Origin of the sequence: Paenibacillus sp. ov031 (assembly GCF_900143165.1) — a bacterium.
Taxonomy (GTDB): Bacteria; Bacillota; Bacilli; order Paenibacillales; family Paenibacillaceae; genus Paenibacillus; species Paenibacillus marchantiae.
In genome coordinates, this window is sequence record NZ_FRDO01000006.1 from 34,902 (window position 1) to 49,952 (window position 15,051).

Below are 15,051 nucleotides of genomic sequence, written 5' to 3' on the forward strand. Positions count from 1 at the left end.
TAGTGAGCCTGCCCATAAACAAACACCCGCGCAACCTTCATCACAGGATGGAAAGGTTGCGCGGGTGTTTGTGGTCTGGCTTACCGTCCAGCCAAGGTCAGGTGACCGGGCTAATAAGGGGGATTTTTTTGCTCAAAAATTAGTGTGTCTCTTCGTCCAGAAAAGGTTTGTTCACCGCATAATACATGAAACCCATCAGCAGCACGCCGCCCACCAGATTGCCGAGCGTGACCGGAATCAGGTTGTGAATAACCCCGCCGAATGAGATCGTCCCCGGATGGTTCAGTACCAGTGCAATCGCAAACGTACACATATTGGCGACGCTGTGCTCATATCCCGAGATGAAGAAACAGAAGACAAAGAGCATCATGGCGAACATTTTTGCACCATTCTCCTTCATGAACATTGGCACAAAGAACGCCAAACATACGAGCCAGTTACACAGAATGCCCCGGAAGAAGAGCTGCATGGCTGGTGCCTCCATCTTGTGCTCTACGACACTCAGTAGAAAACCATTCACCTGAGATGAATCGAAAAGACCCGTCAGGTAGATTAACAGGGCAAATACTGCCGCACCCATCAGATTTCCACTGTAACTTGCGATCCACAGCTTCACCACTTCGAACCATTTCAGTTTCTTGCGTAAGGCAGCATAGGTGTAGTAAAACGTATTTCCTGTAAAAAGATCACCGCCACCATAGGCGATCAGAATAATTGCCGCGCCGAACGTGAGAGCCGCCATAGGGTATGTAAAAGGGGAATCCTCCATATAAAAGAAGTTACCCGTCTTGAACGCCACGATGACGCCAAACCCGATAAACATGCTGGCGAGCATGGAGCGTGCAAGGTACCTGATCAAGCTTTGTTTGTAAATCTTGTGTTTCTTCAGCGCCAGCTTCTCAACGTTGCGTAAACCTTCCGTTTCCATAATTCTCCTCCCGTTTTCCTAATGTCTTGTTTACATTATAACGAAAATATGGAAGTTGGGGAGGGTTGGCCTGGATTTGTGATGTTTATTTAATAGGATAAGAACTAAGGGCTGGGCGGAAGAATGATTGGACGAGCAGCTAGCGCCTCCTCCACAATCTGTTCGGGTGTCAGGTCTCGATCATCCCAGAAAATCAGATTGCTGATCTCCGCGTAAGGCATCTCTTGCTCTAACTCGGTTAGCATCTCATCCAGTTCATTTTCTGTTCCTTCGGCATTCATCAGTTTGCGAACCCTTTCGACCAAATGCAAATGGTTAGCCATATCGATACCTCCTGAATGATTCATAGAGTGAACAAACTAGTCTTTCATGGGTTGATCCAATGGATCATACGTAACGATCACCGGTAAAAATTTGGGCTCAAGCATCAGGCTAATGAGTTGTCCGTTTTGATCAGCATAAGAAATGAGATAGCTTCCAAAATGAGATTCATAGATGAAATCCCTGTATTGAAAGGATCGTTCGGGGTACTTTATGTTCACATATAGCGTAGTTACCCCGCGGGCAAAGGTTGCTTTCAACATCGGAATTTGGGCCAAAAGTATAATCGCGACAAGAACAATTGCTGTACGTTTAGCGAGACGGGTCAGATGGATTCACCCCATTATCGTAAAATGATTTTACCTAATTAATGAAGGTCCATCTAAAACCAGATGTCACTCCACGAGTATAGCAAGATTGCCAAACTGCTCTCCCTTTTCCATACGTTCGAATGCTTTCACTGTGTCCTGTAGCGGATATATACCATCGATCACAGGATGTATATCATGTTTCTCCACCCATTGCAGCATCTGAATAAACTCTTCACGGCTGCCCATGGAGGTGCCAATCAGGCTAACTTGCGGGAAAAAGATCGAGCGGATTGGAACAGCCAGATCATCTCCCGAGCTTGCGCCATACATCACGATACGGCCACCTGGTCTGATTATATCAAAATATTTTGGGAACATGGCTTGTCCGATGCTATCCAAGATGAAGTCAACAGGATCAAGATCATTCTGCAGACTCCAGTCTGCATGACTGTCTAGAGCTTGGAAAGCGCCCAGACGCAGGGCCTCATGTCTCTTGGCTTCACTTCTGGATGTAACGGTTACCTTGGCACCCGCAGCTACGGCCATGAGCAGGGCATAGGTCGCTACACCGCCGCCAATACCGGGAATGAGGATATGTTCACCCTGCTTAAGTCCGCCACGAGTGAATAAGGCGCGGTATGCTGTCAAAGCCGAAAGGGACAACACCCCTGCTTCCACCCATGATAGATGAGAGGGTTTGGGCAAGGCATTTCTAGCAGGCAGCGTAATATATTGTGCGAGAGTTCCATCCGTAGGGCCTCCTACAATATCGGGCACAATAGGTACTTCAACAGCGTGGTCCCAACCGAGAGTAGGGTGAATAATGACCTCATCACCTACAAATAAGTTCTCTACATCATCTCCAATTGCTATGATTACACCTGCTCCATCGGAACCAAGAATGAGTGGTGAGTCTTGGAATGTACGACCTGCCATGATGAACAGATCACGATGATTAATTCCAGCAGATTTTAGTTGGATCTGTACTTCACCGGCTTTTGGTGCCCGAGATGTTGACTCTGTATATTGAAGACCTTCAAGGCCGCTATGGCCGGAATGTATAATAGCTTTCATTTTCAAAATTCCTCCTTGTGTATATAAAAACTTCACTACTGAGCCTCATTGTACAGATGGGGCAGATTCACGTAAAATGAACAAAAATGAATGTCAGTATCAATTCAGATAATAGATAACAAGCAGGTGATCAGGGCATGGATGCAGGAGATTTAAAAATATTTCAGGCGGTTGCCCGCGAAGGCAGTATCAGCAAAGCAGCATTAGCGCTGAATTATGTGCAATCCAATGTAACAACACGAATTAAACAGTTGGAAGATCAGCTGCAAGTACCGCTGTTTCATCGCTCCAACCGGGGCATGACGCTCACACCAGCGGGTGAGAATTTGCTGGGATATGCGGATAAAATATTACATTTGTTATATGAAGCGGAGCAGGCAACGCAGGTCGGGAATCCACCTGCTGGGATACTCCGTCTTGGCGCGATTGAGACCGCAGCCTCCAGTTTTCTTACGCCGCTGCTCGCTGAATACCGTTTATGTTACCCCAAGGTGCAACATTCGTTAATTACAGGGGGTACACATGAACTCAATCAGAAGGTCATTCAACATGAGTTGCATGGAGCTTTGATATATGGCCCAATCGACCACCCTGAGCTGAACTATATGAAAGTGTACGACGAAGAGTTGGTACTGATTGCCGAACCCGGAACCCATGAACTGCATGATTTATTGTGCAAACCGATGTTGTTTTTTGAAATAGGCTGTACACATCGTGCGCAGGCAGAAGCCTTTTTGAAAGATCAAGGCGTGCACACTCTCAATGTCATGGAATACGGAACACTGGACACCATTATGAATGGCGTATCTGCCGGGTTGGGTGTGTCATTGCTCCCACGCTCCTCGGTTACGAAAGCAGAAGGGAGGGGCGAAGTTACAGTGTTATCTTTGTCTGATCCGTATCGCAGGTTGGAGGTAGGATTTGTGCATTCACGGAGTGAGCATCGATCCGGAGCGCTGGATGCATTGGTGCAGATGATAACGAACCAAAAAACCAGAACAATAAAGGAGTAAATAACCTTGAAGAATACAGAGTTAACATTAGCGGAAGCTTTTAATCAGGCAGAGTTTATTATAGGCGGTCACGGAAGTCGTAAAGTCAAAGTACTTCAGGAAGCGCTGGAGCAGGTGGATGGGGAACAGTATAGTGATCATTATGGCAACGGCAAAATCATTGATCAATTCCAGCAGCAGATGGCTGACGTTCTGGGTAAGGAATCGGCTGTATTTTTCCCCAGTGGTACGATGGCACAGCAAATCGCCTTACGTATCTGGTGTGACCGCAAAGGCATCAAGCGAGTAGCCTATCATCCTTTATCTCATCTGGAAATTCATGAAGAGGACGGACTGAAAGAGTTACATCAGATTGAATCCATTTTGCTGGCGGATAAGGACCGATTGATTCGATTGGAAGATGTGGAGGGGATAAATGAAGAGATTTCCTGCCTGCTGCTTGAACTGCCTCAACGCGAGATTGGTGGACAATTGCCTGCCTATGAAGAGTTGGAGGCAATCTCGGCCTATTGCCGTGAACGCGGAATCAAACTTCATCTGGACGGGGCACGTCTGTTCGAAATCATGCCTTATTATCAGAAGACACCAGCCGAGATTTGCAGTCTGTTCGATAGTGTCTACGTGTCTTTTTATAAAGGTATTGGAGGAATTGCTGGTGCTATATTGGCAGGGGATAAGGATGTTATGCAAGAATCGAAAATATGGAAGCGTCGGCACGGCGGCGATCTGATCGGCCTATATCCATATATTCTTAGTTCTCAATATTATTTCAATGAACGGATTGGCAAAATGGGGCTTTATTATGAGCAAGCCAAGGAACTCGCCTCCATGTTGAATGCGTGCCATGGTATAAGTACATTGCCAGAAGTACCCGTCTCCAATATGTTTCACGTACATTTTCCCTTGGCCCAAGCCGAGGTGGAGCGTATTCTGGCATCCATGACTCAGCAATTCGGGATAGGGATTACTTCATACTTGCAGCAGACCAGTGCGCATAGCTGTGCCTTTGAATTGTCAACGGGGGATCGTTATCAGAATGTACCCAAGGACAAGCTGCGTTCAGCGCTGGAATGGCTGGATGAAGAACTGCGGAAACATGTGAACTAAAATATGCCATGGTTATTATGTTTTATTCTGCCTTATCCACTTGCTGGATAGGGTATTTTTGTTGCAGGAAAAGAAAGATAGGTGACGAAAGGTACTTTAATGCAGCAATAACAGTAATAATGTAGCTTCTGGTATCATCGTGTCGTTAATAGTGAACATATTTTTGGACCAAAATTTCATTGATTTTCATTTATAGAGGAGGAGTTCAAGTGGAGTCGAAAGAATTGGAACCCATTCGTGATCTTTTGGTTGAAGCTTACAATACAACAATGGGAGAAGGGTGTACTCCTGAAACGCAACAGAGCATTGAGGATTTTGAGCAAAAGTATAACGTGAAATTGCCCGCAGTGTATCGTGAGCTCTTGCTTGAATTTGGTGCATGCAACTTCGGCGATCCTGCCTTGTATTCGGTGAAAGAATTGAATTGGGCATATCCCGAGTTCCTGGATGTATATCGTGAATATGAGAAGGAATACGAGTTGCCCGCTGATCTGCAACCATTTCCAATTGGTGGGTTTGGCGAAGGAAGCATTGCTATACTGGATCAAAATTCTGGCAAGGTCCTGATGTTAATCCACGATGCGGGAGAACTGCCTCTTCGTGAGATTGCCGTGGACTTTAATGAATTAATGACGATGCTGGCTGAATCAGCTGTTTGGGTTCAGGAACAGATGAAGTAACAGGCTAGTCGGAAGGGAAGTACACCAGACGTATGGATATTCGAAAACTACGATACTTTATCACCGTGGCGGAGGAGCTTCATTTCCACCGTGCGGCTGAGAAATTAAATATGACGCAGCCGCCGCTGAGCCAGCAGATTCAGAATCTGGAAGAAGAGCTCGGGGTGAAGCTGCTGGAACGCACGAAAAAAATGGTTCGTCTCACGGCAGCCGGTGCCGTGTTTCTGGAACAGGCGAGGCTGATCATGGCCCAACTTGAGCGATCCATCCAGCTTACGCAGAAGGCTGACCAGGGCATCATTGGACATTTAACGGTCGCTTTTGTGGATTCGGCTTCGGGGAGTATTATGGTCGATGTGCTGAGAAAATTCCGAGCGGCGTACCCGCAGATTGAACTTACGTTGCACGAGATGACCTCGTCCGAACAATTGCAGGCACTAGCAGATGGACAGATCCATATTGGATTTTTGCGGTATCAGGATCATACCGGAGATTTGTCGTTCCGGGTCTGTCAGACGGAAACATTACTCGCAGTGCTGCCAGACCATCACCCTTTAGCTTCACAGACTCAGGTGTCAATAACAGAACTAGCGGACGAAGATTTTATTTTATTCCCACGGCATCTGGGTTCTCCGTTCCATCGTCTCGTTCTGGATTATTGCAGGGAGCATGGTGTAGATCCTCGTATTACACAGGAAGCCATTCAGATGTACACGATTGTGAATCTCGTTGCAGCGGGTATGGGTATATCCATCGTTCCTTCTTCAGTAGATGTGTTCGAGCGGAGGGGGGTGGTATTTCTACCATTAGCAGAAAGTCCGCCCTCCGTACCGTTGTACACGGCATGGCGGACGGACATGAATCAGGAAGTGATTTCCCGTTTTATGAATATTGTAGATGAAATCGTTGATGGGAATATAAGTTGAGCTAAAGATTATTACACTTGCACTACGATGACCGAACAACCTGTTCTAACCCGTCTTGGCAGGATCTCTTTCAATCCACTCAGCTAGTATTTCATCAATGCGGGACAGGATGTCCCGATCCAGTTGAACACCAGAGGCTTTCACATTCTCAAGGACTTGCTCTGGACGGGATGCCCCAATAATGACGGATGACACATACGGATGCTGGAGAACCCAGGCGACGGCAAGTTGAGGGAGTGTCAGTCCGATCTCTTTCGCCAATGGAACAAGCTGTTGCACAGCAGTTAGAACATCGTCACGTAACCACCGACCAGCCAGATTGTTGAAAAAGGGTGCTCCAGCCTCGGCCGCTGCACGTGATCCGGCTGGCAGCGCTTCGTGCGGAATATATTTACCAGATAGTATGCCCTGAGCCAGGGGAGACCATGTAATGTGGCCAAGACCTGCTTGTGTACTTGCTGGCACAACTACCTGCTCAATAACACGCCATAACATCGAATACTGTGGCTGGCTTGCAATAAAAGGCACGCGAAGCTCCTTAGCTAATGCGGAACCTTCTTCAATCTGAGCCGCAGTCCATTCGCTAACTCCAATATAGTGAACCTTGCCCTGACGAACCAGATCGGCAAACGCAAGGAATGTTTCCTCCAGCGGCGTATTTGGATCATAACGGTGAGCATAATAGACGTCGATATAATCCGTTTGCAATCTTCGCAATGAAGCGTTGCAGGCCTCCATGATATGTTTGCGGGAAAGTCCTCTGTCGTTGCGACCTGAGCCGGTTGGATGACAGACTTTGGTGCACAGTTCAATACTTTCTCTTCGGATCTCCTTTAGAGAATGTCCTAACACCGTTTCTGCCTTGGTGTTGGAATAAACGTCTGCCGTATCAAATGTCGTGATGCCAGCCTCCAAAGCAGCCCGGACACAGGCTTTTGCAGTTCCATCATCCACTTGTGCTCCATGTGTAATCCAGTTGCCCAGTGAAATCTCACTGACGGTTAAACCGCTGTTTCCCAATTTGCGATATTCCATTCGTGACGCCTCCCTAAGTAATCTGGACTCCATTGTAGCAATGGCAGATTAATAGGTGAAATATCTTTTAACCCCATCTTTGATACGAAAAAGATATCAATGGATCTTCCTCTGGTAACAAAAACGTATAGTTAAGCTTGCTCATTGTTCCTGCATGTATTTGCGATAGAGGGCAGGCGTAATCTCCTCGAATTTTTTGAATATTTTGATAAAATACCCCGATTCATTGAACCCCAGTTCATCACTAATCTGTGACACGGGCATGTCCGTAACCTCCAGCAATTGCTTGGCCCATTTGATTTTGAGTCGTGCAATATAAGTCGTGAAGTTCTCACCCGTTTCCTTGGCAAACAGCCTGCTGAAATAACTTGGACTCAGGTGGCACAGATCGGCCATTTGTTTAAGCGAGACCTGCTCACTCTTGTGACTGTGAATATATTCAAAAGCAGGTTGGAGCACCGGGCTGGAGCTCTCTGTATCACTTGCACTATTTTTAAGATAGGCATCCGCAATCGCATTGGTCATTTCTTTTTTGATCGACTCAATATTACGAATGGAGTATCCGGGCAGAATAGTGGACAGATTCAGAGACTCCTGATGACCCGAAGCTTTCTCGAACATTTCCACCAGTAAATTTTTGTTTAGTGCTTCCTCCACAATGTAGTTACAGAGTAAAGAAAGCATGTTGGAAATTTTCACAACCTCTTCATAGGTCATGACAGGCAACTGGTCATAATCGTCCTGTAATTCCTTTAGCTTTGCAGCATGCATAGGCACGTTCTTGGACGTGACGATCTGTTCCAGTTCCGTCCCTTTCTCCGGGTCAGCGAGCTTCACCTGTCCTGCCATTACCGCACCGATATATTTTCCATCAATGGTGATTGGAATCGCGATATCCACGATATTAAAATGACACAGATATACATAAGGCTCGTTCAATCGAACGGCTTCCAGACCACCACGAGAATCACATTTCTGGCAGTAGGGGAGCAGTTCGGGATCTTTGCGAACATTTTGGCAAAAGGCCTGACAGCTGCTATGGCTGGTTACGGGAATGCCTTTATAATCAACGGTTAGAATAGCCAGCTTGGTCACAGTGGCAAGAGAATCCTGTAGACGCTTCCATTTATTCAGGTCGAGGATTTTATTGATGTGCAGATATTCTTTAATCATGGGTGGAACCCTCCATAGCTAACCTGATGAATGATTTCGTTCGTTAAAAGTTAGCAAGTTGTACATATTAAGATGAGTTAATGACGGGTAATGTATAGATGATGTCAAAAATTAACCTATCGCATGACAATAAGATACCATGATTCCATTGAAAAGCAAAAAATTACGATTGCAAATTATAATAATTTGTTATCAAAGTCCACTGTAAACCTCACATGCATGGTATATATTTAAGTTAATTGTGAGCATTTAAAATTTAATGTATAAGTTCATCCAAGAATGACATCAGATAGCCTTGTTGAAGGTATGCAGGACATTTATGCAGTAAACGAAAACGAACTTATATCATCCATAGGAGGTTTATATCATTATGAGAAAAGCATTTATTAGTCCAACGAAATATGTGCAAGGCGAAGACGAATTGTTGAACCTCGGTTACTTTGTGAAATCCTTTGGTGAATCTGCATTGTTGATCGCACATCCGGATGATGTACAGCGTGTAAAGGCGAAGCTCGATGCAACGGCACAAAAATTCAATATTACGTTTGTTGAAAGCGGTTTTAGAGGGGAATGTTCCCGCGAGGAAGTTGCTCGTCTCCAGGAAATTGCGAAAGAAAAAGGATGCACATGTACAATTGGCCTCGGTGGCGGTAAAGCGATCGATGCAGCCAAATGTGTGGCAGAAGGCGAAGCGCTAATCATCTGTCCTACCATCGCAGCAACGGATGCGCCAACCAGTCACTCTGCTGTGTTGTATACGCCGGAAGGTGCTTTTGATGACTATGCGTATTTCAAACAAAGCCCAAGTGTTGTTCTCGTGGACACAACGGTTATTGCAAACGCACCAACACGTTTCCTTGTATCGGGTATGGGTGACGCGTTGTCTACGTACTTCGAAGCAAGAGCTACAGCGAAGTCGTACTCTCGTGTGAACGCAAGTCTGCCGATGGGTTCCCGTGAAGGATACACGCCATCCGCAGTAGGTACGAATGCAGCACTTGCTCTTGCAAAACTTTGTTATGAAATGCTGCTGACGGATGGATTGAAAGCAAAAGTAGCCAGTGACAGCAACGTCGTGACTCAAGCGCTGGAAAACATCGTTGAGACAAACATTCTGTTGTCTGGTCTTGGATTTGAGAGTGGCGGTCTGGCTGCAGCCCATGCGATCCACAATGGTTTGACTGTTCTGGAGGGTACACATCACTTCTTCCACGGTGAAAAAGTATCATTCGGTACGATTGCACAACTCGTCCTTGAAAATGCACCAACCGAAGAGCTGCATGAAGTCATGGACTTCTGTCTCGCAGTGGGACTGCCTGTAAGCTTGGCGGATATCGGTGTAGATACCATTACTCAGGAAGAGTTGTTGAAGGTGGCCGAGATCGCATGTATTCCGGAAGAATCCATTCACGCCATGCCGTTCCCGATTACTGTTCCTGAAGTGGCCGCTGCCATTGCAGCGGCTGACCGTATGGGACGGGACTACAAAGCAGCTCGCCGGGAGGTGAAATCATGAAGAAAATCATCAATCAGGCTGAAAATGTCGTCATGGAAATGTGCAACGGGATTGCGCTGGCGCACCCGGAGCTTGAATTTTTGAAAAAATATAAGGTCATTAAACGCAGAGAAATTAATGGGGATAAAGTCAGCCTCATCAGCGGCGGTGGCAGTGGACACGAACCGGCTCATGCGGGTTATGTAGGTAAAGGCATGCTGGATGCTGCGGTCTGTGGAGATGTATTCGCATCCCCTTCCCAGATTCAGGTATACCAGGCGATCAAGGCCACAGCCAGCAATAAGGGTACGCTGCTAATCATCAAAAACTACAGCGGCGACATGATGAACTTCAAAAACGCGGCGCATCTTGCCGAGGAAGATGGCATTGACGTGCAATATGTACGGGTTGAGGATGACATTGCTGTTCAAGACAGTCTGTATACGGTAGGACGCCGCGGCGTTGCCGGAACCGTACTGGTGCACAAAATCGCTGGAGCCGCAGCCGAAGAAGGCCGCAGTCTGGCAGAGGTGAAATCCGTTGCTGAGAAAGCAGCCCAGAACGTTCGCAGCATCGGATTTGGATTCACTTCCTGTACCGTGCCAGCCAAAGGAACACCGACATTTGAAATCGCTGAAGATGAGATGGAATTCGGTGTAGGAATTCATGGTGAGCCAGGCATTCGCCGCGAGAAATTGGTATCTGCGGATGAGCTTGCAGGACGCATGGTTAAAGTGCTACTTGCAGACATGAAGCTGGACAATAATGCATCCGCTGAGATTGCAGTGCTTGTCAATGGATTTGGTGCGACACCTTTACAGGAGCTCTATCTGCTCAACAACTCGGTTCAGCGTGAGCTGGTACAGCGTTCAGGACTGGTTGTAGCCACTACGTTTGTTGGCAATTACATGACGAGTATCGATATGGCAGGAGCATCGGTAACCATCCTGAAACTGGACGATGAACTGAAAACGTTGTTGTTCAAGCAAAGTGATACACCTGCTTTCAAAGTGTCTGGTCCTCCAGTAGCGCAAGTGGCATATTCCGAAGCGTTGGAAGCCGTCGTAACTGAAGATGCGCCAGTATCCTATCAAGTGGAAACACCTGCAACGTCTGCGGTGATCAACAACAATCAATTCTCCCTGGATAATATCGTCTACCTGATCGATAAGATGAGTGAGATCATCATCAAGAACGAAGTGCCGTTCTGTGAACTGGATTCCCATGCGGGTGACGGCGACTTTGGTATGAGCGTAGCGAAGGGCTTCAGACAGCTCAAGCGCGAATGGAACCATATCGTGAACGAAGAGAAAAAGAATATCGGTTCATTCCTCGATGCATGCTCTCTTGTCATTATGGAATACTGCGGCGGTGCATCCGGCCCAATCTGGGGTTCGGCATTCCGGGCAGCAGGCAAAGCCGTTGGTGACAAGCAGCAATTGAACGTTGCAGAGTTCGCTGACATGATGCAGGCGGCAGTGCAGGGGATTCAGTCTACAGGTGAACGTTCCTTCGGACGTGGTGCCGTTGTAGGTGACAAGACATTAATTGACGCACTTGTCCCTTGTGCAGACTCATGGACGCAAAGTTCGAAGTCTGGAGATGACTTCAAAACGGCGTTTGCCAAAGGTGCAGAAGCGGCAGTAGAAGGTGCGAAGAAAACAGAAGACATCGTGGCACGTATGGGCCGCGCGGGTGCTGTTGGCGATCGCAGTCTGGGCTACCCGGATGCTGGAGCGTATGCACTGGGTGTTATTTTCACAGAGCTATCCGAGTCAATGAAATAAATATGGAGTGCAACGAGATTACACTTGGCCACTCCGCTTGCAGACCATACTTGATTTAGACACTCAGGAACTACACAGACAGAAAACCTTTCGATCTCTCTTACCCCCGGATTTCAATGAGTTTCCCCTGAAGGGAGAAATTCGGTGATAAAGGAGCACGCTCCGCTTCTTCAGGTCCTTTCTGTCTGTTTCGCTCTTGTGTCTATACCAAATTAATATGACTGCATCTCGTTTTTGTGTAATTATAAGGTTCAATCCATATCCAACGTTTCATTAACGTGGATAGTGGATATAAGTATGGAGACCGATCTGTAGCTTGGCTTACAGAGCGGTCTTTTTGATATGGAAAAGCGAAGATGTGAGTCGGAAAATTTGGCTTGGAGGTTCCAGATAGTGTAATCTGGAGAGTATGGACAGCCATTTGAACGAGAAGGGATCGGGATGATTCGATGACGCAAAAAATCTATTATGACTCCGCGTACACACGGGAGTGGCATACACAAATTACAGGCAGAGTGGACAAAGAAGATGGTATATATGTCACGCTGGCGGAGACGGCTTTTTATCCGCATGGGGGTGGACAGCCTTGTGATCTGGGGCAGATCGGCGGCATTGATGTGTTGGATGTGATTAGTGAAGATGGTGAGGTGCTGCACAAACTGGAGCGTGCGACGGAGCAGAATGACGTGGATTGCCATATCGACTGGCAGCGCAGATTCGATCATATGCAGCAGCATAGCGGGCAGCATTTGCTGTCGGCTATTACGCTGAAGCTGGCAGATGCGATGACGCTCAGTTTTCATCTGGGGACAGATTATATCTCGATTGATGTGGCTGCAGCCGAACTGGGAGCGAATCAACTGGCTGCAATTGAAATGGAAGTTAATCAGCAGATATACCGGAATGCCAAAATCAGCAGTTCATGGGTCACTGCGGAAGAGGCGGCACGTCTGCCGCTGGTGAAGCAGCCTTCCGTAACCGAAGATATTCGCATCGTGGAGATCGAGGGCGTGGAATATAACGCTTGTGGTGGAACACATGTGTCAGCCACAGGAGAGATCGGAATTATTAAACTGTTCAAAACCGAGAAAGTGAAGGGCGGCACCCGGATTTATTTTAAATGCGGATACCGAGCACTGAATGAGTTCAACGCCGCGCAAAGCGTGCTGACCGGAATTACAGCCAAATTGAAGACCAGCCGGGAAGAGCTTGCGGATCGGATCGACAAAATGGAAGCAGAGCAAAAGCAGCTGCAAGCAGAGCTGAACGCTGTGAAATCTTCCAATGACGCTTATTATGCACAAGAGCTTTTATCTGCACGGGAAGGGCTTGTCATTGCCCAAATCTTTGAAGACAAATCGCTCAAGGATATGCAGAGTCTGGCGACCAAGCTGACATCAGAACATGAGGGACTTGTACTCTTTGCGAGCATCTCGGAGGCCAAAGTTGTATTGGCGCAGAACGGGCAGCCGCCGGAGTGGGCTTGTGGACCTTTCTTCAAGGGCAATCTCGGAGCCTACCAGGGCAAAGGTGGCGGCAGCGAAAAAATGGCTCAGGCGGGTTTTGCCAGCAGCGAAGATGCGCTCGCATTTTATGAATTTACGAAGGACCAACTGGGACATCACTAATCTACCATTCCACTGATCGACATGATTGAGCTTGTAGAACGTGAAGAAGGATCAAAAGCATAGGGGGTACCCATAGATGACAGAACGCATTCCGTGCATACGAGAGGGGTGCCCAAATACGATTTTGCCAGCAACGGCTGCCAGAACAGGTGGGTACTGCATGCCTTGCAAGCAGGAGATGGAGCGCGAGGCACATCAGAGATACATTGAAGCCAATCGGCGCGACGTTGACTTGTATGAGGGAATCACGGACCCTGTGGAGATTTTGAAAATCATGCATACACGTCAGGATCATGATCCACTAATCCGTTATGTGGCATACGAGCATTCCAAAGAACAGGAGTATCTGTCCTTGTCTACGGAGCAGCAAGCCCTCATGATCGATTATGCGATGCAACTGATTCGTACGGGGGATGACGATACAGGTAAAGATATTTTGGTGTATCTGGTCTGTTACCATGATACGTCGTTGTCTGCACAGATTCCTGAGCTGTTGGAGCACGAAATCTATTATCCTGTCATTTTGTATAAGAGCGCCTCGGCTGAAGTACGTGATCAACTGTTGCAGCGGGTGAACACCGATGATGAGAATCGGAATAATCTGTTGCTCATGCTCGCCTATATTGGAGATGAAGTGGTTGTACGTCAGTTCCAGCAATGGAGGCAGTCTCCGCCTCGCTGGGCAGATCAGCTGCATGTCGCACCTGAGCACTATACTACCGAAGCCGGTTGGGAGTTATCGAATAAAGGCCAGCGCAGGGATTTATTTATCACTCCAAGTTATTCACTTTATAAAGTAAAAGAGAATGAAGGGGCTGACGACACATCTATTGGCAATTCGATCTCCATGCTGTTGACCAGTACCGATAACTGTGAGTGGTGTGGCGGTCCGTTAACGACCTTAATTGATCTGGATGTACAGCATCCAGCACTGCAGGATGTTGCATGGAATAGTGAGCGGCTTCAAGTGCAGACTTGCGTTAGTTGCAGTTGTTATGGCGTCGTTTATATGGAGATGGATTCAGCAGGTGAACCGTGCTGGAGTGCGCATAATGTGATGCCGATGGGAGCGGATGATCTTGACCCGGACGACAATGTTCAGCTTGCACCGGATGCAGGCCGGCAATTTCGGATTGCGACTGCACCACGTCATGCGTTCCATGCCAGTGAGTGGACGATGGAGCCTTCTACATCCCAGATTGGGGGCCATCCCGGATGGGTTCAGGACGCGGATTATCCGAACTGTCCATGCTGCTCTTCTAGGATGAGGGCCGTTGGACAATTGGACTGGAGCGAGGTTGAGGAATACGGGGATGGCGTGTATTACATGTTCATTTGCGAGCCGTGTCAGATGACTGCGGTATCTTATCAACAATCCTGATGAGGGAGCTCTAATGATCTGTTATTGCATAGATGCGATTTAAATTGTATTGATAGCTGTATACCCAAAAGGGGCTATCCCATATGTTTTCAACATTATAGGAAGCCCCTTTGTATGACTAGGTCAACCAGATATGCTGGTTGGCCTTTTTAATGGTCGCTAGAGCCGGTTGAAAGAAACTGAGACACCTTA

Annotated in this window: 13 protein-coding genes; 8 read left to right on the top strand and 5 right to left on the bottom strand. The window is 47.3% G+C overall.

Features of this window, described 5'->3' with window-relative positions:
* Positions 1-139: 139 nt before the first annotated feature.
* From BUA17_RS22360 to BUA17_RS22370, 3 genes are all read right to left on the bottom strand, one after another.
* Positions 140-928, bottom strand: coding sequence for a formate/nitrite transporter family protein (locus BUA17_RS22360; protein WP_053784134.1), 789 nt, complete (start codon positions 926-928; stop codon positions 140-142).
* 104 nt (positions 929-1,032) lie between these two features.
* Entirely contained in the window at positions 1,033-1,251 is a 219-nt protein-coding gene (locus tag BUA17_RS22365) for a hypothetical protein (protein ID WP_162842447.1), read from the bottom strand.
* 393 nt (positions 1,252-1,644) lie between these two features.
* Entirely contained in the window at positions 1,645-2,634 is a 990-nt protein-coding gene (locus BUA17_RS22370) for a quinone oxidoreductase family protein (protein WP_072735048.1), read from the bottom strand.
* Between the two features lie 137 nt (positions 2,635-2,771).
* Here BUA17_RS22370 and BUA17_RS22375 point away from each other — a divergent pair, with 137 nt between their 5' ends.
* The 4 genes from BUA17_RS22375 (at position 2,772) to BUA17_RS22390 (ending at position 6,360) form a co-directional block, all read left to right on the top strand.
* Positions 2,772-3,647: a LysR family transcriptional regulator gene (locus BUA17_RS22375; RefSeq protein ID WP_072735049.1), complete on the top strand. Its 876-nt coding sequence runs from the start codon at positions 2,772-2,774 to the stop codon at positions 3,645-3,647.
* A gap of 6 nt (positions 3,648-3,653) precedes the next feature.
* Positions 3,654-4,754, top strand: coding sequence for a threonine aldolase family protein (locus BUA17_RS22380; RefSeq protein WP_072735050.1), 1,101 nt, complete (start codon positions 3,654-3,656; stop codon positions 4,752-4,754).
* Positions 4,755-4,963: 209 nt separating this feature from the next.
* Complete coding sequence (locus tag BUA17_RS22385; protein WP_072735051.1) at positions 4,964-5,434, top strand: SMI1/KNR4 family protein; 471 nt, start codon at positions 4,964-4,966, stop codon at positions 5,432-5,434.
* Between the two features lie 32 nt (positions 5,435-5,466).
* The gene (locus BUA17_RS22390) at positions 5,467-6,360 is read left to right on the top strand and encodes a LysR substrate-binding domain-containing protein (protein WP_072735052.1); all 894 of its coding nucleotides are present in this window, start codon (positions 5,467-5,469) and stop codon (positions 6,358-6,360) included.
* Between the two features lie 45 nt (positions 6,361-6,405).
* Here the strand turns inward: BUA17_RS22390 and BUA17_RS22395 are convergent, their stop codons facing one another.
* Both BUA17_RS22395 and BUA17_RS22400 read right to left on the bottom strand, forming a co-directional pair.
* Positions 6,406-7,395, bottom strand: a complete 990-nt coding sequence (locus tag BUA17_RS22395; protein ID WP_072735053.1) for an aldo/keto reductase family protein — start codon at positions 7,393-7,395, stop codon at positions 6,406-6,408.
* Positions 7,396-7,536: 141 nt separating this feature from the next.
* Positions 7,537-8,568 carry a PocR ligand-binding domain-containing protein gene (locus tag BUA17_RS22400; protein WP_072735054.1) on the bottom strand — a complete coding sequence of 344 codons (1,032 nt, stop codon included), beginning with the start codon at positions 8,566-8,568 and terminating at the stop codon, positions 7,537-7,539.
* 370 nt (positions 8,569-8,938) lie between these two features.
* Between BUA17_RS22400 and BUA17_RS22405 the strand changes: the two genes are divergently transcribed.
* From BUA17_RS22405 to BUA17_RS22420, 4 genes are all read left to right on the top strand, one after another.
* The gene (locus BUA17_RS22405) at positions 8,939-10,084 is read left to right on the top strand and encodes a glycerol dehydrogenase (RefSeq protein WP_072735055.1); all 1,146 of its coding nucleotides are present in this window, start codon (positions 8,939-8,941) and stop codon (positions 10,082-10,084) included.
* Positions 10,081-11,850 carry a dihydroxyacetone kinase subunit DhaK gene (gene dhaK / locus BUA17_RS22410; protein ID WP_072735056.1) on the top strand — a complete coding sequence of 590 codons (1,770 nt, stop codon included), beginning with the start codon at positions 10,081-10,083 and terminating at the stop codon, positions 11,848-11,850. The genes BUA17_RS22405 and dhaK overlap by 4 nt, the downstream gene beginning before the upstream one ends.
* 449 nt (positions 11,851-12,299) lie before the next feature.
* Positions 12,300-13,478 carry an alanyl-tRNA editing protein gene (locus BUA17_RS22415; RefSeq protein WP_072735057.1) on the top strand — a complete coding sequence of 393 codons (1,179 nt, stop codon included), beginning with the start codon at positions 12,300-12,302 and terminating at the stop codon, positions 13,476-13,478.
* A 76-nt stretch (positions 13,479-13,554) separates the two neighbouring features.
* Complete coding sequence (locus BUA17_RS22420; protein WP_072735058.1) at positions 13,555-14,859, top strand: DUF1963 domain-containing protein; 1,305 nt, start codon at positions 13,555-13,557, stop codon at positions 14,857-14,859.
* Positions 14,860-15,051 lie beyond the last annotated feature (192 nt).

What these genes read in the sequence shown, in the direction of transcription:
- BUA17_RS22360 (WP_053784134.1), bottom strand. Translation starts at nt 928, where the DNA reads ATGGAAACGGAAGGTTTACGCAACGTTGAGAAGCTGGCGCTGAAGAAA.
- BUA17_RS22365 (WP_162842447.1), bottom strand. Translation starts at nt 1,251, where the DNA reads ATGGCTAACCATTTGCATTTGGTCGAAAGGGTTCGCAAACTGATGAAT.
- BUA17_RS22370 (WP_072735048.1), bottom strand. Translation starts at nt 2,634, where the DNA reads ATGAAAGCTATTATACATTCCGGCCATAGCGGCCTTGAAGGTCTTCAA.
- BUA17_RS22375 (WP_072735049.1), top strand. Translation starts at nt 2,772, where the DNA reads ATGGATGCAGGAGATTTAAAAATATTTCAGGCGGTTGCCCGCGAAGGC.
- BUA17_RS22390 (WP_072735052.1), top strand. Translation starts at nt 5,467, where the DNA reads ATGGATATTCGAAAACTACGATACTTTATCACCGTGGCGGAGGAGCTT.
- BUA17_RS22395 (WP_072735053.1), bottom strand. Translation starts at nt 7,395, where the DNA reads ATGGAATATCGCAAATTGGGAAACAGCGGTTTAACCGTCAGTGAGATT.
- BUA17_RS22400 (WP_072735054.1), bottom strand. Translation starts at nt 8,568, where the DNA reads ATGATTAAAGAATATCTGCACATCAATAAAATCCTCGACCTGAATAAA.
- BUA17_RS22405 (WP_072735055.1), top strand. Translation starts at nt 8,939, where the DNA reads ATGAGAAAAGCATTTATTAGTCCAACGAAATATGTGCAAGGCGAAGAC.
- dhaK (WP_072735056.1), top strand. Translation starts at nt 10,081, where the DNA reads ATGAAGAAAATCATCAATCAGGCTGAAAATGTCGTCATGGAAATGTGC.
- BUA17_RS22415 (WP_072735057.1), top strand. Translation starts at nt 12,300, where the DNA reads ATGACGCAAAAAATCTATTATGACTCCGCGTACACACGGGAGTGGCAT.
- BUA17_RS22420 (WP_072735058.1), top strand. Translation starts at nt 13,555, where the DNA reads ATGACAGAACGCATTCCGTGCATACGAGAGGGGTGCCCAAATACGATT.